At 67.6% G+C, this 17,754-nt stretch carries 21 protein-coding genes and 1 pseudogene; 9 read left to right on the top strand and 13 right to left on the bottom strand.

Annotated elements, in window-relative coordinates; translation table 11 throughout:
* Positions 1-231 precede the first annotated feature (231 nt).
* The 8 genes and pseudogenes from ACH3VR_RS14295 to merA form a co-directional block, all read right to left on the bottom strand.
* Complete coding sequence (locus tag ACH3VR_RS14295; RefSeq protein WP_397556971.1) at positions 232-1,029, bottom strand: CPBP family intramembrane glutamic endopeptidase; 798 nt, start codon at positions 1,027-1,029, stop codon at positions 232-234.
* A 90-nt stretch (positions 1,030-1,119) separates the two neighbouring features.
* Positions 1,120-1,596 (bottom strand): redox-sensitive transcriptional activator SoxR, encoded by a 477-nt coding sequence (gene soxR / locus ACH3VR_RS14290; protein WP_397556970.1) that lies wholly within the window; start codon positions 1,594-1,596, stop codon positions 1,120-1,122.
* Positions 1,597-1,794: 198 nt separating this feature from the next.
* A pseudogene (locus tag ACH3VR_RS14285) lies at positions 1,795-2,797 on the bottom strand (IS481 family transposase).
* A gap of 69 nt (positions 2,798-2,866) precedes the next feature.
* On the bottom strand, positions 2,867-3,787 hold the full coding sequence (locus ACH3VR_RS14280) for a cytochrome c biogenesis CcdA family protein (protein ID WP_058623030.1): 921 nt from the start codon (positions 3,785-3,787) through the stop codon (positions 2,867-2,869).
* Positions 3,788-3,790: 3 nt separating this feature from the next.
* Complete coding sequence (locus ACH3VR_RS14275; RefSeq protein WP_005882713.1) at positions 3,791-4,315, bottom strand: TlpA family protein disulfide reductase; 525 nt, start codon at positions 4,313-4,315, stop codon at positions 3,791-3,793.
* A complete protein-coding gene (locus tag ACH3VR_RS14270) occupies positions 4,312-4,611 on the bottom strand; it encodes a hypothetical protein (protein ID WP_005882715.1) in 300 nt (99 codons plus the stop codon). The genes ACH3VR_RS14275 and ACH3VR_RS14270 overlap by 4 nt, the downstream gene beginning before the upstream one ends.
* Positions 4,612-4,640: 29 nt before the next feature.
* Positions 4,641-5,303, bottom strand: a complete 663-nt coding sequence (gene merB, locus ACH3VR_RS14265; RefSeq protein ID WP_155048750.1) for an organomercurial lyase MerB — start codon at positions 5,301-5,303, stop codon at positions 4,641-4,643.
* A 45-nt stretch (positions 5,304-5,348) separates the two neighbouring features.
* The gene (gene merA / locus ACH3VR_RS14260) at positions 5,349-6,773 is read right to left on the bottom strand and encodes a mercury(II) reductase (RefSeq protein WP_397556969.1); all 1,425 of its coding nucleotides are present in this window, start codon (positions 6,771-6,773) and stop codon (positions 5,349-5,351) included.
* A 105-nt stretch (positions 6,774-6,878) separates the two neighbouring features.
* Here merA and ACH3VR_RS14255 point away from each other — a divergent pair, with 105 nt between their 5' ends.
* The gene (locus ACH3VR_RS14255; protein WP_040347802.1) at positions 6,879-7,268 is read left to right on the top strand and encodes a heavy metal-responsive transcriptional regulator; all 390 of its coding nucleotides are present in this window, start codon (positions 6,879-6,881) and stop codon (positions 7,266-7,268) included.
* A gap of 81 nt (positions 7,269-7,349) precedes the next feature.
* On the opposite strand, the gene ACH3VR_RS14250 is transcribed toward ACH3VR_RS14255, so the two are convergent.
* Complete coding sequence (locus ACH3VR_RS14250; RefSeq protein ID WP_397556968.1) at positions 7,350-7,925, bottom strand: TetR/AcrR family transcriptional regulator; 576 nt, start codon at positions 7,923-7,925, stop codon at positions 7,350-7,352.
* 61 nt (positions 7,926-7,986) lie between these two features.
* Here ACH3VR_RS14250 and ACH3VR_RS14245 point away from each other — a divergent pair, with 61 nt between their 5' ends.
* The gene (locus ACH3VR_RS14245) at positions 7,987-8,109 is read left to right on the top strand and encodes a hypothetical protein (protein ID WP_397556967.1); all 123 of its coding nucleotides are present in this window, start codon (positions 7,987-7,989) and stop codon (positions 8,107-8,109) included.
* A 173-nt stretch (positions 8,110-8,282) separates the two neighbouring features.
* The gene (locus ACH3VR_RS14240; RefSeq protein ID WP_397556966.1) at positions 8,283-8,606 is read left to right on the top strand and encodes a hypothetical protein; all 324 of its coding nucleotides are present in this window, start codon (positions 8,283-8,285) and stop codon (positions 8,604-8,606) included.
* Between the two features lie 88 nt (positions 8,607-8,694).
* Here the strand turns inward: ACH3VR_RS14240 and ACH3VR_RS14235 are convergent, their stop codons facing one another.
* From ACH3VR_RS14235 to ACH3VR_RS14220, 4 genes are all read right to left on the bottom strand, one after another.
* Positions 8,695-10,185 (bottom strand): FAD-dependent oxidoreductase, encoded by a 1,491-nt coding sequence (locus ACH3VR_RS14235; protein ID WP_397556965.1) that lies wholly within the window; start codon positions 10,183-10,185, stop codon positions 8,695-8,697.
* A gap of 118 nt (positions 10,186-10,303) precedes the next feature.
* A complete protein-coding gene (locus tag ACH3VR_RS14230; RefSeq protein ID WP_397556964.1) occupies positions 10,304-11,458 on the bottom strand; it encodes an MFS transporter in 1,155 nt (384 codons plus the stop codon).
* A 5-nt stretch (positions 11,459-11,463) separates the two neighbouring features.
* Positions 11,464-12,147, bottom strand: coding sequence for an aquaporin (locus tag ACH3VR_RS14225; RefSeq protein WP_397556963.1), 684 nt, complete (start codon positions 12,145-12,147; stop codon positions 11,464-11,466).
* On the bottom strand, positions 12,144-12,494 hold the full coding sequence (locus tag ACH3VR_RS14220; protein ID WP_397556962.1) for a metalloregulator ArsR/SmtB family transcription factor: 351 nt from the start codon (positions 12,492-12,494) through the stop codon (positions 12,144-12,146). The genes ACH3VR_RS14225 and ACH3VR_RS14220 overlap by 4 nt, the downstream gene beginning before the upstream one ends.
* Positions 12,495-12,582: 88 nt before the next feature.
* Here ACH3VR_RS14220 and ACH3VR_RS14215 point away from each other — a divergent pair, with 88 nt between their 5' ends.
* The 6 genes from ACH3VR_RS14215 (at position 12,583) to ACH3VR_RS14190 (ending at position 17,686) form a co-directional block, all read left to right on the top strand.
* Complete coding sequence (locus ACH3VR_RS14215) at positions 12,583-13,908, top strand: NAD(P)-binding domain-containing protein (RefSeq protein ID WP_397556961.1); 1,326 nt, start codon at positions 12,583-12,585, stop codon at positions 13,906-13,908.
* A gap of 8 nt (positions 13,909-13,916) precedes the next feature.
* On the top strand, positions 13,917-14,408 hold the full coding sequence (locus tag ACH3VR_RS14210; protein ID WP_397556996.1) for a GNAT family N-acetyltransferase: 492 nt from the start codon (positions 13,917-13,919) through the stop codon (positions 14,406-14,408).
* Positions 14,409-14,432: 24 nt separating this feature from the next.
* A complete protein-coding gene (locus ACH3VR_RS14205) occupies positions 14,433-15,338 on the top strand; it encodes a metalloregulator ArsR/SmtB family transcription factor (RefSeq protein ID WP_397556960.1) in 906 nt (301 codons plus the stop codon).
* 47 nt (positions 15,339-15,385) lie between these two features.
* Positions 15,386-15,805: an arsenate reductase ArsC gene (locus ACH3VR_RS14200; RefSeq protein WP_397556995.1), complete on the top strand. Its 420-nt coding sequence runs from the start codon at positions 15,386-15,388 to the stop codon at positions 15,803-15,805.
* A gap of 103 nt (positions 15,806-15,908) precedes the next feature.
* Positions 15,909-17,297, top strand: a complete 1,389-nt coding sequence (locus ACH3VR_RS14195) for an FAD-dependent oxidoreductase (RefSeq protein ID WP_397556959.1) — start codon at positions 15,909-15,911, stop codon at positions 17,295-17,297.
* Positions 17,294-17,686, top strand: a complete 393-nt coding sequence (locus ACH3VR_RS14190; protein ID WP_397556958.1) for an arsenate-mycothiol transferase ArsC — start codon at positions 17,294-17,296, stop codon at positions 17,684-17,686. Before ACH3VR_RS14195 ends, ACH3VR_RS14190 begins: the two co-directional genes overlap by 4 nt.
* The last annotated feature ends 68 nt before the right edge of the window (positions 17,687-17,754 follow it).

The raw sequence follows: 17,754 nt of genomic DNA, 5'->3' as shown, positions 1-17,754 counted from the left end.
GGAAACAACTGGTCATCCCACGGTGGCCCTTCATCGTCAGCGACGACGAGAGCCCCGCAGGAATTGACACCACGCTATGGGACTCACCCGCGCCGACGAAGCGAGTACGCAACATCGATTCGCTCCCCCGGTGAATCGAGTCCGAACTGATCCATCAGGACGGCCCGTATCCGGATGTGGGCGATGGGATGCCGGCGGGCTGATCCGCCGGCATTCACCTCCGAGTTGGGTTCACGGCTGAGTCGAGCGGGCTCCTTGCCGCTGCAGTGCCACGCCCGCTGCCACGCCCGCGAGCAGGGTCACGACAAGCCGGACCCAGTCGTAGGACGGATCGATCAGCGCCGGAGTGGCGTTGAACGACGCGTGCAGCAGACCGACGGTGAGAAGGCTCCCGCCCGTCCACCGGTCCACACCGGCAATCATCGGGCGCAGCCCGAACCCGGCCACGAGGAGGGAGGCGATGTTGATCAGGACGTTTCCGCCGGCGAACGCCAGCGGCAGGTGGATGGCCGCGAACATGAGTGCGGTGAGCGAGCTGCCCGCGATCGTCCCCCAGCGCACCATGGCACGCCGCTGGAAGTAGCCGGTCCAGGCGGTCTCCTCCCAGATGTTGATGATCAGCCAGCTGCTCAGGAGCTGAACCGCGAACCCGCCCAGCACGGTCAGAGTGAGAGGCTGCGCGGCGCCGAGTGCGGCGGACAGAGCCCACACCACCGCGGGCAGGCCCAAGCCGGCTACGGGCAGCCACCACCAGTGCGCGGGGAGTCGAACAGCGTCGCGCAGCAGACGTCGCACCGCGGCTCCCCCACCCTCACGCCAGGTGAAAAGAAGCGCAGGGAGCAGCAGGCCGAGGAAGTTCACGGCCAGCAGGAACACCTCCATCGGAAGCTGCAGAGCGATGGCGATGCCGAGCAGGACCCATCCGGAAAGGACGGCGACGCCGGCGAAGAGGAAGAGGTTCCTCGTGCGGGGCGCGGGGAGCGGTTCCCGCCGCGTGTGTTGCCGCTGCTGCGGCGTGGACGTAGTCATGATCTGCTCCTTCGAGTGCTCGGAACGGACTCCTGCCCGTCCTACGAGGCACGTTAGAACCTCAACCGAAGTTGAGGTCAAGGAGCAATTTCAGCCCGATTTGGCAGAACTCGCGTCGATCCAGCGGCGCGGGCCGGGCCCGGATCGGGAGAGCTGGTCGCCGGGATTCTGCAGCGCACACGTGGTCAGGCTCAAACAGCCGCAACCGATGCAGTCGTTGAGATCATCGCGCAGGTGTTGGAGGTCGGCGATGCGCGCATCCAATTGGTCTTTCCAGTGCGCCGAGAGCCGAGCCCAGTCGCGTCGTCGCGGCGCGCCTCCCTCCGGGAGCGAGTCGAGCGCCTCCTTGATTTCCGCGAGCGATATCCCCACCCGCTGTGACACTCGAACGAAGGCGACCCTGCGCAGGGTGTCCCGCGCATAGTGACGCTGATTGCCCGCACTGCGCTCGCTCCGGATGAGCCCCGCCCGCTCATAGAAGTGCAGGGCCGAAACACTGACCCCGCTCCGCGCGGAAACCTCGCCCACGGTCAACGGCTTTGTCTTATCGATCCACGGCTCGGCCATCTTCGCCCTCCGGGACCACGGTACTAAGGAGAGTCACGACATGTCCCCCGGGAAGTCGTGGTGTACGGAAGGCCTGCACCGAAGCACCCGCGGGTCGCGATCCGTCGAACTGGGTCCATCGCCAGCCCTGCCGCGCCCAGGGTAACGAGGCACCGTGGGAGGCCGACTCTGCAGCAGGGGACCCCGCGACTCTGGGAGCTAGATGTATGAGGCCAGGACGTTGTTGACGCGAATTGGCACGAGCGTGGCCGGCGGCTGACCGTCCGCGGCACCGTGCGGGCGGTGGTAGTTGTAGTGCAGGTTCCAGCGCTCGAGGGCGTTGGCGCGTTCGTCTTCTGAGGTCCATGTCCGGTGCATAGAGGAACTCTTCGGCAAGGATCCGGTTGTACCGCTCGATCTTTCCGTTGTGGCGGGGCGTGTAGGGCGTGATCCGTTGGTGCCGCGACCCGGCCAGTGCATCGGCGAACGCTGAGGCGCGGTAACAGGATCCGTTGTCGGTCACGATCCGTTCGATGTGCGTGATGCCATGAGCCGCGAACCATGCCCGCGCTCGCGCGAGGAACGCAACGGCCGTCGCGGCCTGCTCGTTCGGCAAAGCCTCGGTGTACGCGAGGCGTGAGTAGCCGTCAATCGCTGAGTGGAGGTAGACGTAGCCGGCTCGCGTGCCGCGGGTTTTCGTCCGCGCGACGGCGCGAGCTTCCGGGCTGTCCTTGCCATGAGCCCGCCATCCGCCGCAATCGGGGATTCGGCCGACCTTCTTGACGTCCAGGTGAACCATGTGGCCGGGGCACCGAGCGACAATCTTCCTCGCTTCGCGGTTACTTTCCCCGGTCGGGTCGATGAAGCGGCGCCGGTTGAGCTGCAGGTCGGTGAGGATGCGACTCACCGTGCGCCGACTGATCTGAATGCCGACCTGTTCGAGCTCGAACGTGATCCGAGCCGCTGACCACTTGTGCTCGCGCCGCATGCGTTCGACTTCGCGAACAACGACGTTGGGGGTGGCTGTCGGGGATTGCTTAGGCGTCGATGAGCGGTCGAGCAGACCGACCTCACCGAACTCACGATGGCGATGGACCCACTTTGACGCGGTAGCGCGGGAGATTCCCATCTCAGCTGCCACGTGAGCGATCGGCCGGGTCTTGCAACGCTCGACCAGCCGCCGACGTCCCTCGACTGACAGTGGCGAGTTGCGGTGAGTCATGCACGTCCTTCGAAGAATGTTCCAGTCGAGTCGCTGAGTCCCGGACCAAGCCCCCCATTCAGCCGTCGGCTACTGACCCTCGTGGTCGCCGCCTGACACGCCGAGCCCGACGTTCGTGGTGTCGCAGCAGGCCTCCGGCGATTCGGAACTGGCTCGACGCCGCCTATGGGCGGCGCCAAGGGCGAGTACTACGAGGAGGGAGATGACCGCGAGCGCCGCGATCGGCGCCGTGTGAGCCTGAACCCAGCCGGACAGGGTCGTTGAGAGCCTGGCGACACCGCCGGCACGGCCGGTCGCGACGAGGTTGTTGTCGGCGGTGGCGGCGGGCCACCAGTACCACGCGAGGTAGACGCCGGTGAGCAGCAAGACGGCGCCGGTGATCCGGGGGCCATAACTCCCGAGGCGTGCGACGTGGCGGGTTAGGCCGGTACCCGCGGCGGTGGTCGCGAGTGCGAGCAGCAGCAGGATGCTGGCTGAGCCGGCGGCGTAGACACCGAAGACCAGCAGCAGCCCCGCGTAGCTGGCGGTGGCCTGTGCCTGGGCGATGACAGCAAGGATCACTCCGAAGGTGCACGACAGGGAGGCGAGGGCGTAGCCGATCCCGAAGACCAGCATCCGGGCGGTTGGCGGGAGGCCTTCGGTTGCTCGGCCGGTGATCCGGGGCAACCGCACGGAGATCGAACGGCCGGCCAGCATCCACAGGCCGAGGAGCACCAGTAGGACGCCTACGGCGAGACCGAGTTTGGGCGCTGCCTGGATCAGGCCCCGAGCCCCGGCGCTCACCAGCAGGCCCGCAGCTGCGAGGGTGCCGGCGAACCCGATCGCCAGTGCGATTCCGGACCGCAGGGCCCTCAGCAGCCGCACCGGGACGGGCGAGGCGTCAGCGTCGCCGAGGGTCTGGCTGATCCAGGCCGGCAGCAGCGCGAACCCGCATGGGTTGACCGGCGCCACCATGCCGGCGGCGAAGGCGAGGCTGAGCAATCCGCCCATGGATCAGGCTCCGGCCTTGACGAGTTCGGCGGTGATCGTCTTCGCGTCGGGCTCGGTGGCACGGAAGGTCACCTTGCCGTCGCCGTCGATGACGATGAGGGTGGACAGGGCGGCAACGTCGAATCGCTGGGACAAGGCGGCACCCTCGTCTATGGCGGCCGGGACGTGTTCGGCGTCGACGTACTCCATGAATCCCTCGATGGTCTCCTTGGACTCGCCGGGGTCCATGTCGACGGCGAGGAAGCTCGCCCCAGCACCCGACTTCTCGGCAGCGGTGGCGGCCTCGCCGAGGGAGCGGACGCCTTCAACGCATTCGCCGCAGCCGACGGAGAAGAAGAACACCGCGGTCGGCTTCCCGCTGGCGGGCAGGCTGACCATCTGGCCGTCGATGCTAGTAACCGCCGCTGGCGTGCCCGCATCTGCGGCTGGTGTGGCGTCGGTGTTTCCGCAGGCGGTCAGAGCCAGGGAGCCTGCAAGCAGGAGGCCGGCGACCGAGAGGGTCGCGCGGCGGGTGCGGGTAAGCGTCATCGGTTCTGGTCGTCCTTCGTGTCGCTGGGGTGGGTGGAGTTCACAGGCGGGCAACAGCCATGCCTGGCGTTGTTGCCGCCGCTGCGGCGCCGCGTGGTCGCGAGGACCGCGAGCACCAGGACGGCGATGCCGGTGCCGATCACCCAGGGGTTGCCGAGGAACCCGCCGACACTGGCCAGCAGACCACCGGCGAGGAGCAAGGGAAGTAGGGCGCAGCAGGCGACCATGAGCAGCGCGGCCCCGGCTCCGAGGAGCAGGCCGCTGCCTCCCGGTTGGTCGTCGTGGTTGGACTTCATCGGAGTGGAGTTCCCTTCGGTGTTCTTGGTCAGCAGCGGCAGTGGCCGTCGTCGGCCACTGCCGCGTTGGCCTGGAACTGGTTGAGGAAGCCGGTCGTGAGGTCGGTACCGATCCGATAGGCAACGGCCACGGGCACGACCTCGGCGCGGGGGTGCTCGGCCAGCCAGCCCGCGGCGTCCTCATCGGAGGTGAAGTAGTGGACCTGGTTGCAGAAGGAGGACCGGATCGAGGTGATCTGGTCGGGGTTGACCAGCGACACCACCGCGGTGGCGGGTTCGACGCTGGTGACGCCGGCGACGGGGTCGATGGTGACCCGGATCGGCTCGCCGCTGGTCGGGGAGACCGACTCCACGCTCGCCGCGCGCTCGAGCAGGGTCGGAAAGATCAGGGTGTCCAGGGCGCACCAGGTGTAGAGCTCCTCACCGGCCACGGTGAACCGGTGAGGGGTGGGGCGCAGGGTGAGGCCCTGGCCGATGATGCGGCCCTGGTCGTCGTACTCGGTGTCCGGCACCGCGGCCAGACCCGTGCGTACGTCGTCGACCGGACGGCCGGCGGCCGCGGCGAACTGCTCGACGGTGACCGGGCCGCCCTCGACGATCAGCCGCAGCAGCGGGATCAATAGGACGGCGTCAAGGCCGGTCTCTTCGGTGTTGTTGAGTCGTTCGGGCAGTTGCGTCGTGAGCTCCGACATGGCGGTACCTTCTTCATGAGTCGGGTGGAGGCTGTCGGCTGCGGGTCACGCGCAGCAGGACAGCTTGGAGATGTCGGTGGTGAAGGCCTTGGCGGCGATCCGGATGCCTTCGGTCATGGTCAGGTAGGGCGCCCATGCGTCGGCGACCTCGGTGACGGTCTTGCCGAGGATGTGGACACCGGCGGCGGCGAGCTCGCCGGCGTCTTTGGCGACGGCGGTGAGGCCGAGGATCTCGCCGGTCTCAGCGTTGGCGACGATCTTGATGAAGCCGCGGGTGTCGCGGTTGACCAGCGCCCGGGGCACGTAGTCCAGCGGCAGGACGCGGCAGTCGCAGCGGATCCCGGCAGCGAGCACCTGGGCCTCGGTCATCCCGACCGCGCCGATCGCCGGACTGGTGAAGGTCACCCGCGGCAGCCGGCTGTGGTCCACCGACCGCTCAGCGCCAGCGAACGTGTTCTCAGCGACCATGTTGCCGTGGTGGGCGGCGACGTAGACGAACTCGGGGTGCCCGGTCACGTCGCCGGCTGCCCAGATCCGGGGGTTGGAGGACTGCAGTTGGTCGGTGACCACGATCTCGCCCGTGTCGCCGGTCTTCACCTCCACCGCATCGAGGTTCAGCCCATCGGTGACCGGTCGGCGGCCGAGGGCGACGAGGACCTGTTCGGCGTGGAATTCCTGCTCGCCGCCGGAGATGTCAGCGGTGACAACAACCTGGCCCCTGACGTCGTCACGGGCAACGTGGGTCGGGACCGCACGGCGGACCACGCGGATGCCCTCGTCGGCGAAGACCTCCTGCAGCGCCTTGGATACCTCCGGCTCCTCCTTCGACGCCAGCCGGGAACGAACCAGCAGGGTGACCTTCGACCCGAGCCGGGCGAACAGTTGGGCCTGCTCCAAGGCGACGTAGCCGCCGCCGAGCACCAGCAGCGAGTCGGGAACCTTGGTCAACTCCATCGCCGTGGTCGAGGTCAGGTAGCCGGCCTCCTCAAGACCGTCGATCGGTGGGGCCCATGCGCTGGCGCCGGTGGCGACCAGGTAGTGATCAGCGTCGATCGTCTCGACCGCACCGTCAGTCGCGGTGACCTCAAGAACGGGCGCTTCTGGCGTGCCGGCGAACGCAGCGTCGCCGTGGCGGATCTGCCAGCCGTAGGCGACGGCGACGTCGACGTACTTCTCACCCCGAAGTTCCTCGACGAGGTCCTGCTTGCTGCTGATCAGCGCGGGCATGTCCACGTCGTCCGCTGTGGTGGCGATCCCCGGGAAACGGTTGCCCGCCTCGGCAGCGGTCTGGCGGGCCTCAGCGGCGGCGATGAGCGCCTTCGACGGCACGCAGCCGGTGTTCACGCACGTGCCGCCGAAAGTGCCGCGCTCGATCATCACCACCGACTTGCCGAGCGTGGTCGCGCGGATGGCGGCGGCGAACGCGGCGCCACCCGATCCGATGATCGCAAGGTCGTACCTGGACTGCATCCCGATTCCTCCCCTGAGTCTTGAGAATTGCTCTTGATGCAGCCACAATGGACCTTCCAGTACGGGGGAAGGTCAAGTGCGACCTGTGACACATCGGAGACCCAGATGAGGATCGGCGAACTCGCCGAGGCGGCCGGCACCACCGCCAAGACCCTGCGGTTCTACGAGGAGCAGGGCCTGCTTCCCGCGGCCGAGCGCACCGCGTCGGGATACCGCGACTACGATCCGGAAGCAGCGACTCGGATCGACTTCATCCACCGCGGCCAGGCTGCCGGACTTACCCTCGCGCAGATCAAACAGATCCTCGACATCCGCGATGGAGGCGAGATTCCCTGCGGCCACGTCCGGGACCTCCTAGACGTTCGTCTGAAGGACATTGAGCGCCAGATCTCGGATCTCGTCTCCCTCCGCGACAACGTTGCCGCCCTCCGCGACGCAGCCGCAGAACCCGAACCCGAGACCTGCAACGCCGACGAGGTCTGCAGGTACCTGTAGCCAATCCGAGATGACGCGCGCAGAGGCGGAGCCTCCTGCCGCGACCTTCCTACGTGACCACAACGTTATGGCCAGCAACAGCTAGACGTCCTCGGCGTCCGATCCGGAGCGGATGCTCTCCAGGACGAGAGCGGCGAGCCGCGGCGCAGCAGATGGAGTCGATATTGATCCGGCGGCGCTAACCGATCCCACGGCGTATGCGGCGAGCTCCTCCGGAGAGAGGTCGGCGCGCGCGCGGCCGTCCCTGACATCGTCAGCGATGATGTCTCGCAACAATTCGCGTACTTCGTTCTCCGCCATCGCTAACTGCCCGGTCCCATGTAGCGACCCGTCGTCGCCGTGACGGTGGCTCCGAATTCGCGCGTACGCGACGAGGACATTCTCCAAGCGAACTTCATCAGAGCTCTGGCTTGAGATGGCGTGCAGACGTTGCAGGTGCCGCGAGATCTCCCGCTGCTGCCACGCGACCAACGCGGCCGCTACGTCTGGAACGTATCGATAGAGCGTTGCACGCCCCACTCCGCTCTTTTCCGCCAGAGCCGTCATCGTCAGGCCCGTCACGCCATTGCGGTGGACGACCTCCGCGGTCGCGTCGAGGATCGCATCCAAAACGGCCGACCGATGATCGGCGATGGTGTCACTCCACAGCTTGGGCACGGGAGGATTCTAGCGTTCGAGACAGTTTGACTCAATATAGACACTGTGTCTTAATAGGAGCATGTCCGGAAAGTCCGCATTCCCTCTCTGGGTCATCGTGCTCGGCGCCATCATCGTCGCCGTCGTTGTCACTGTTCTGATCGTGCATCTGACGGGGAACGGCATGGCGGGCATGCACGGATGAGTTGGACAAGGGGGCGCACCCGGTCTGTGATCCGTGCACTGCACGTGGTCACGTCGATCAGCTGGACGGGCGCAGTGGCGGTGTTCCTCGTGATTGCGATCCTCGGTTGGTCTACCTCCGATACTCGGGTCCACGCGGGCGTATACGCGGCTCTGGCAACCACACTCTGGGTCGTGATCGTTCCGCTCGCCGTCCTGTCGTTCCTCACCGGCGTCCTGACCTCAGTCCTCTCCCGCTGGGGGTTGACGCGTCACTGGTGGGTCCTCTTCAAGCTCGTGCTCACCACCGGCGCGACAGCGTTACTTTTCGTTCACACGAGAGTTGTGGATGCCGCGGCCGAGGCAGCGGTGGGGATGGGCCATGACATGGAAGCGCTTCAGCTTCAACTCGTTATCGACTCGGCTGCTGCGTTTGGCGTTCTCGCACTCATCACTGGGCTGGGCTACATCAAGCCGCGCGGAATCACGCCCTGGTCGGATAGCTCCAGGGCGAACTGACTTCAACCCGCTCCCGGGCTGCGAAATCGAAGTGCCGAGTCAGTCGCGGCACGCCCTTGACCGGCGCGCGGAGAGCAACTGCAAGGAGTTAGCCGTGACCGTCGCGGGCGCCGGCGAGTTGGGATGCGTCTTGCGGGCTCGACGTAGTTGCAGCCACGAAGCCGTCGGGGCGCACTAGGAGGAGCCACCCGCGTGGGATGCGCTTGTGAGGGTCGGCTGGGAAGGCATGCCCTCCCACGCCCACCGCGCTCGCGGTGCGCTCGACGTCCGCGGGATCAGCCCCATAGCCATGGACCTGCCATTCGAACGTTCGGAGTACGTCGTAGTTGTCTCCGGTCCACGGCAGGCGTCTGCCGGTGATGTGGTCTCCCCGCCTCGCTCCAGGCATCCGGTAGTGAATGCGGGTTTGAGAGAGGTAGCCGTACAGGCGCCCGCCGCCCACTATCCGAGGGACCAGCCGGACCATGGTCGGAGCGAGTGCAGGCACGACGTTGTTGCGGGCGAACCGGGCGACGGATCCGCGTGAGGTGATCCTCGTGAAGGCAGCATCGGTGGTTCGCACGAGGGTGGCGGCCACCGGCCGACGCTCTGCTTCATAGGCGTCAAGGGAGGCCTCGGACGCGGTGCCCTTGATGACGGCGGCCATCTTGCAGGCGAGGTTGTGGGCGTCTTGGAGGCCGGTGTTCATGCCTTGCGCACCTACAGGCGAGTGGACGTGTGCGGCGTCGCCGACGAGCAAGATGTGGCCCTGCCGGAAGGACGAGGCCAGCCGATGATGGGCGCGGTAGCTGGAGAACCACGACGCGTGCGAGTACTCCACCGCGAACTGTCTGCGCAGCTGGTCCCGCGTCCTGGCCTGTATCCGATCCAGGTCTTCGGTGTCGTCGGCCGGGATGACGCCGAGGATGCGGTGATGGCCCGGCGCGCCCATCGGGAATGTGAGCATGAAGTCGTCGCCACGCACGCGCATGTTGATCGCGTCGGGCACGAGATCGGATGCGTCGACGGCGTCGGCGACGAAGAACACGAGCGGGCTCGTGGACCCTTCGAACCCGATGCCTAGCTGCTTGCGGACGTCGGAGGAGGCCCCGTCCGCCGCGATGCACCAGCTGGCGTGCAGCTCGACGTCTCCGCTGGGCGCTGCCGCGGTCACGGCGACGCCGCTTTCGACCGCCTTGACTGTCGTCATCGCGTGTTGCCAGAGGATAGTGCCGCCGAGGCGGAGGAACGCATCGCGGAGAAGGCGTTCGTTGCGGCTCTGCTCGAGGATGTGCAGGCCAGGAAAGGGCGTCACTGTCCGACCGATGTCGGTGAACCACACAGGATGGAAGACCCGCGTGCCGTAGCCCGGATAGATCGCTGGTGCCAGCGTCGCCTCGCCTGCGACCTCATCGGACAAGCCGAGTTGGTCGAAGATCTCCAGCGACCGGGCTTGAAGGGCGAGCGCGCGAGACTCTCGGGTCGGCCCGTCCTTCCGGTCGATCACGACAACGGAGGCGCCGAGCCGTGCGAGACAGGTGGCAGCCATTAGTCCACTCGGACCAGCGCCAATCACGATCACGTCGCGACGATCGGTCACAGCCACATCATCGGCCAGGACATGGCCACACTCAACGGGACCGCCCCGGGCGCGGCAGTCGTGTCCGCACAGGTCGGCTATCGCACGCGGTTCGAGCTCTCCCCCACCGATCGGCCGGTCAGCGTCGGATGGCGACCAAGCCACCAACCAGGCATATCGATGCCATCAGCACATCCATCCGCTCGTAGGAGCCGAGAGCGCCGGCGAGGGTGGCCGCGACGCCCGGGGCGAGCGCCGTCACGCCAGCGATGGGTGCTGCGAGCATTCCGTTGAGCCTCCCGTAGGCCGCCGCTCCCCACCGGTCGTGCACGGCCGATGCCTGTACCAGCGTGAGTGCGCCCCGGATTACCCCCGCGATGACGGCGGTGGTGAATACCCATCCTGGCGTTGCGGCGATTGCGAAGCCGGCCAACGCTGCAGAGCCGAGCACGCCGACGACCAACGGCGGGATCCACGGTGCGGCGTGGTGCGGAACGGCGAGGTAGAGGAGTCGCCCGAGCACTTGGCCGACGCCGATGAGGCCGAGCACCCACGATGCGGCTTGCAGGTCGAGTCCCTTCTCGGCTGATGCCGGGACCGCCGAGAGCGTCACGGCGTACATGGAGAAGGACATCAGTGCGAGCGACACCGACAGCGCCCAGAAGCGAACCGTCCTGGCCGCTCCATCTGTCGCGGGATCGCGGACGGTGACCGCGGCGCGGTGCGTCCATCTCGATTCGATCGTCAGTGCGTACGCCGGGATGACCACGACCGCGAGGATCACGGCGAGAATCAGGAACGCCGTCCGCCAGCCCGCTTCGGTCACCAGCCATGCGGTGACCGGAGCGAAGATCGTTGAGGCCAAGCCTCCAGCGAGCGTGATGACCGTCAGCCCGCCGCGACGGGCCCGTTCGTTCCGGTGAGTGATGACGGTGAATGCGGCCTGGTAGAGGACGGCGGCCTGCGCCGCGCCGCAGAGCACCCATGCCGCTGTGAAGACGCCGATGCTAGGGGCAGCTGAGACGGCGAGTAGAGCCAACACGGCGGCGGCGGCGCCGTTCACCATGACGCGGCGAGGATGACGGTCCAGCCAGCGGCCGACGGGGATGCCGCAGATCGCCGAGGTGAGCAGTCCCGCCGTGACTGCGAGGAAGATCGCTTCCTCTCCCCACCCGGTGTCCGCGGCGATCGCCGGCGCCGCGACGAGCACGGCGTAGTAGAGGACGCCCCAGGCGACGATCTGCGCCAGCGCGAGGACGCCAATTCGGAGGCGTGACCGCGGGTTCGCCGTCACGGCGATCAGACGGTGGTCGGCGCGGGCACGGCGATGGGGAACAGAGACTTGGCGAGCAGCCACCCGACCGTCGCACCGACCAGTTGCGCAGCGATGAATGGCAGCACGGAGCTTGGTGCGATGCCGGCGAAGGTGTCGCTGAACATGCGCCCGATGGTGATTGCAGGGTTGGCGAAACTGGTCGAGGAGGTGAAGAAGTACGCCGCGCCGATGTAGGCCCCGACCGCGGGGGCCGCCAGGTGCGACCGCCCGGTGCGGACGAGCGCGAAGATCGTGAGGATGAGTCCCGCGGTGGCGACTGCCTCGGCGACCCAGAGGTTCCACCCGGATCGGTCGGTGCTGCTGATCTCCATGGCAGGCTCCGCGAACATGACGTTCGCGAGGATGGCGCCCCCGATGCATCCGAAAATCTGCGCCGGCAGGTACGTGGCCGCAACGCTCCACGGCCTCCGGTGCAGGACGATGTCGACGAGCGTGACGACCGGGTTGAAGTGGGCGCCCGAGACAGCCGCGAACACGACGATCAGCACGGCAAGTCCGAGAGCTGTCGCGAAGGCGTTCTCGAACAGCTGGAGTCCGACATCGCCGGGCGAGAGGCTTTGTGCGGCGATTCCGGACCCGATCACGACCGCGGCAAGACCGGCGCTGCCGAGAAACTCTCCCGCGACAGCGCGAAGCGTCGTCGTCATGAGGTGACGAGGACCTGCGAGATGCGGTCGAGGGCACCGGGAACGAGGGCGTAGTACGCCCACGTGCCACGCTTGGAGCGGCTCAGGAACCCGGCGTTCGTGAGGACCTTCAGATGATGCGACACCGTGGGCTGGCTGAGACCGACCGGCTCGATCAGGTCGCACACGCAGGCTTCGGCGTTCTCGGACGCCGCGACGATCGAGAGCAGACGCAGCCGCGCCGGATCCGCGAGCGCCTTCATGACCGACGCGAGATCTTCCGCCTCCGCGGCGGAGAGGGGCTCGCGGACAAGGGGCGCGCAGCAGGTGGCAGCGGTGACGTCGGTCACCTCGAGCATCGTGGTCACGGCATCGATGATAGTCGATATTGACAATCGTCGATACACCGATGCAGAATCTATCGACGTTCATCAATATCCTTCACCGGAGGTTACCGTGACCCTGCTCGACCTGACTCCTCGCGTCGCCGAGAGCGACCGCCTGGCAACTTTGCCCGTCGCGATCATCGGAGCCGGCCCGATCGGACTCGCCGCCGCCGCGAACCTGCTCGAGCGGGGAATCGAGTTCACGGTGCTCGAGTCCGGCAGCGAGGTCGCCGCGAGCGTGCGCGCTTGGGGGCACACGCGCCTGTTCTCTCCCTGGAAGCACCTGGTCGATCCCGCCTCCCGCCGACTGCTTGAAGCGCACGGATGGACGCTCCCGTCCCCGGAACGCGCCCCCATGGGCGCCGAGCTGGTCGAGCAGTACCTTGTCCCGCTTGCGGCCCTGGATGAGATCGCATCCCGAGTCCGGCTTGGCGTCACCGTCGTCGGGGTGACCCGTGAAGGCATGGACCGTACCCGCACCCGTGGCCGCGCGACCACACCATTCGTGGTCCGCACCCGCACCGCCGACGCCCGGATCGAAGAGTTCACCGCGCGGGCGGTGATCGATGCGTCTGGCACGTACCTGTCGCCCAATTCCCTTTCCTCGACCGGGCTCGAGCTGCTCGGGCTGGCCGATATCGCCGATGCGGTGACGCCCGCACTGCCTGACGTGCTTGGAGGCGACCGGTCCCGATTCGCGGGCCGGCACACCACGGTGGTCGGCGCCGGTCACTCGGCGGCGAACACACTGCTCGCGCTGGTTGAGCTCGCGCGGCAGGAACCCCATACGTCGGTCACGTGGCTGATCCGCAACGCCCAGGCGGTGCGGGTGTCGTCGTCGGCCGACGATGAACTCGCCGATCGGGCCCGGCTCGGCAGCCGGGTGGACCAGGCGGTCGTGGACGGCCGCATCCACGTGCTCGACGGGTTCGAGATCATCCGCGCCCGCCGCGCGGCCGGTGGACGCGTGGCGCTGGTGGGTCACCGCCACGGCGACGTGACCACGCACGCGACTGACGTCGTCGTCAACGCGACCGGGTTCCGGCCGGACCTCAGCATGCTCCGCGAGATGCGCCTCGACCTCGACGAGATCGTGGAGGCGCCCCGCCGTCTGGCTCCCCTGATCGACCCGAACGTGCACTCCTGCGGAACGGTGGAGCCGCACGGGTTCCGTGAGCTCGCCCATCCTGAGCAGGGATTCTTCATCGTCGGTATGAAGTCGTACGGGCGCGCCCCGACCTTCCTGCTCGCCACCGGGTACGAGCAGGTGCGGTCGGTGACCGCCTGGCTCGCTGGTGACATGGCCTCGGCATCACAGGTCCAGCTCGTACTACCCGCCACCGGTGTGTGCTCCACCGATCTGGACGACGGGAGCGGATGCTGCTCCTCGTGCTGATCAGAGACATGACGCCCGAGGACTGGCCTGCCGTCGAGGACATTTACCGCCACGGCATCGAGGACGGCGAAGCCACCTTCGAGGCACAGACACCCAGTTGGGAGACCTTCGACGCCGGCAAAGTGCCCGCACCGCGACTCGTTGCCGAGCGGGACGGGGTGGTCGTGGGATGGGCGGCGGCATCCCTGGTCTCATCCCGACCGGTATACGCGGGCCTCCTCGAGCACTCGGTCTACGTGCACCGCGACGCCCGCGGCACGGGAGTCGGCCGCGCACTGCTCGAGGCGTTCGTCAGCGCGGCGGACCGCGCCGGGTTCTGGACCATCCAATCGAGCATCTTCCCCGAGAACACGGCGAGCCTCCGGCTGCACGAAGCAGCAGGCTTCCGCACCGTGGGCCGCCGTGAGCGGATCGCGAAGTCGGTACTCGGCGCGCATGCCGGAGATTGGCGCGACACGCTGCTGATCGAGCGCCGCAGCAGCGTCAACGGAGCCGGGTAGAAGTTCCCCGATAGACTCCTGTCTATGAGTCCGACGGATGGGAACCCGGACCTGTCAGTCCTGGCGGATCCGACGCGCGCTCGCATTCTCCGGATGATCCGGGATTCCGACGGCGGGCGGGTCCTGGTGGGCGGTGTGGCCGAGGCGCTGGGCGTGACGCAGCCGACCGTCAGCCATCACATGCGCGCTCTGCTCGACGAAGGGGTGGTGGAGCGCGAGAAGGACGGGCGGCGCGCCTGGTACTCGCTCGCCCCGCACACGCGAGACCGCGTCGTCGCACTGCTCGGCGAGGGCGCCGCTTCGGAGGCGGAGCCGGACATCGCGAGGATCACCGCCAACCTGACTGATCGCTTCCGCGGCACCTTCAGCCCGGAGACAGTCGCACACTACGTGACCGACAGCTACCGGCTCCTGGCCGAGCACTCCACCTCACCGCGTCTCGCCTCTCGTACCGCGGCGTTCACCGCGACTCGGCTGGAGGCGCTCGCGCATTCCCGCCAACCGGACGCGTCGGATCGCCCCGAGGTGCTCTTCGTCTGCGTGCAGAACGCCGGCCGCTCCCAATTGGCCGCGGCGATCCTGCGCCAGCTCGCCGGCGATCGCGTCGTGGTCCGGACCGCAGGCTCCACCCCCACTGGTGAGGTGCGAGCGAGCATCGTGAATGCGCTGGATGAGATCGGCGTGCCGCTGGGCGGAGAGTTCCCCAAGCCGCTCACCGACGAAGCCGTGAAGGCCGCCGACGTGGTCGTCACCATGGGCTGCGGAGACGCCTGCCCCATCTATCCCGGCCGCCGCTACCTCGACTGGGAGCTCGATGATCCCGTCGGCAAGTCGGTCGAGCAGATCCGCCAGATCCGTGACGACATCGACGGACGCGTCCGCGGCCTGCTGGAAGAACTTGGAGTATCGCGGCCACTTCCGGTTGTGTGAATCAATAGATGCTGGTCTATGCTTTTCGTGAGGAAAGTGAGATCAGCATGGCCGACACCCCAACTGTTCTGTTCGTCTGCGTGCACAACGCCGGACGCTCCCAAATGGCCGCCGGCTACCTCCGCGAGCTCGGCGCAGGGCGTGTCGACGTGCTCTCCGCTGGCTCCGCACCCAAGGACCAGATCAACCCGGTCGCCGTCGCGGCGATGGCCGAAGAGGGCATCGACATCACCGACCAGGTGCCGAAGATCCTCACCGTGGACGCGGTCCGCGAGTCCGACGTGGTGATCACGATGGGGTGTGGAGACGCGTGCCCGATCTTCCCTGGCAAGCGATACGAAGACTGGGTGCTCGACGACCCGGCCGGGCAGGACATCGCGACCGTCCGGCCCATCCGCGACGAGATCCGCGCCCGCGTTGAAGCTCTGCTCGACGAACTGCTCCCCGAGCCGGCGGCGCGACCATGACACTCGGTCGTGCGCCCCTCACCGACGACCAGACCACGACCGCCCAAGACGAACTCAGCACCCTCACCGGCTGATCCCCGCCCACAGACCCAAGGACCGAACCATGCACCTCGTCGCCATCGGCGGCAGTGACGCGGGAATCTCCGCCGCACTGCGCGCCCGCGAGCTCGACTCGTCCGCCGACGTAACTGTCGTGGTCGCCGACGCGTACCCGAACTACTCCATCTGCGGCATCCCGTACTACTTCTCCGGCGACGTCAGCCCCTGGCAGTCCCTCGCCCACCGCAGCCACGCCGACCTGGAAGCGACCGGGATGCAGCTGCGCCTCAACAGCCTCGCGACCCGGATCGATGTCGCAGGGCGGCGCCTCACCATCCGCGACGAACGCGGCGAAGAGTCGGAACTCCCCTACGACGAACTCGTCGTGGGCACCGGCGCGCTTCCGGCATTTGCGGGGATCGCGGGTCTCGCTGATCTCGGTCCTGACGATGGCGTGCACGTGCTGCACTCCATGGGCGACACCTTCGCTCTCGACGCGCACCTCGACCAGCGCGACCCGCGCAACGCCATCATCATCGGCGCCGGCTACGTCGGACTCGAGATGGCCGAGGGGTTCGCTGGCCGCGGCATCCGCGTCACGCAGTTGCAGCGTGGACCCGAGGTACTGTCGACCCTCGACCCGGACCTCGGATCCCTCATCCGTGAGGAGGTCACCCGGCACGGCATCGAGGTACATCTCAACACCACCGTCACCTCCGTGGAGAAGACGGATGCCGGCCTGCTGGTCCACGCCCAGACCAATGGCGAGACGGTCACCCACGCCGCAGACCTCGTGCTCGCGGTCGTCGGGGTGCGGCCCAACACCCAGCTCCTCGAGGACGCCGGCGCCACCCTCGGCTCTGGACGCGCGGTTGTCGTTGACGAGCACATGCGCACCGGACTGCCCCACGTCTTCGCCGCCGGCGACGGGGTCGTCACCCATCACCGCCTCCTCGGGGTCACCTACCTTCCGCTGGGCACGACCTCGCACAAGCAGGGACGCGTAGCCGGCGAGAACGCCGTCGGTGGATCAGCCCGCTTCGCCGGCTCCGTCGGCACCCAGGTCGTCAAGGTCTTCGACCTCGTCGCCGCCCGCACCGGGCTCCGCGAGCACGAAGCCATCGGCGCGGGATATACAGCATCCACGACACAGACGATCGCCGACGACCACAAACGCTACTACCCCGGCGCGCAGCCCATCACGGTTCGGCTCACCGGCGACACGGACAGCGGCCGACTCCTCGGCGCCCAGCTTGTCGGACGCCTCGGGACTGAGACCGCCAAGCGTGTAGACACGTACGCCACCGCCCTGTTCGCCGGCCTCACCGTCGACCAGATTAGCGACCTCGACCTCTCCTACACCCCGCCGCTCGGCTCCCCATGGGACGCCGTCCAGGCAGCCGCACAGTCATGGTCGAGCGCACACGCCCCGCTCCCGGTGGCAACGCCATGACCTCGACCACCGTACTGTTCATCTGCCAGCACAACGCCGGCCGCTCCCAACTGGCCGCTCACCTGCTCAACCACATCGCACCCGACAGGTACAGAGCCGTCTCGGCAGGCCTCAACGCTGCTGATGAGATCAATCCCGTCGTCGCTGAAGCGCTCGGCGAACTCGGCATCGACACTTCCGCCGCAAAGCCGCGCGCGGTGACGGCAGAGGATCTGGCGGCGGCAGACATCGTGGTCACTATGAAGCCGGGGCTGAGCCTCCCGGCACCGGTGGCGGGGCGGCTGATCGAGTGGGAGTTCCCTGACCCGGACAACTGGCAGCTCGAAGGCGTCCGCAGGCTGCGCGACGCCATCGATAAGCAGATTCGCGCGGGGTTGATCGGGAAGTAGCGGCACCGCTCGGTGTCGCCGAGGCGCGGGACCGTTCGGGCAGGTCCCTGATTCTCACCAGCGGCTCA

Origin of the sequence: Microbacterium alkaliflavum (assembly GCF_044325405.1) — a bacterium.
GTDB lineage: Bacteria > Actinomycetota > Actinomycetes > Actinomycetales > Microbacteriaceae > Microbacterium > Microbacterium alkaliflavum.
This window is presented reverse-complemented; position numbering and strand designations above follow the sequence as displayed.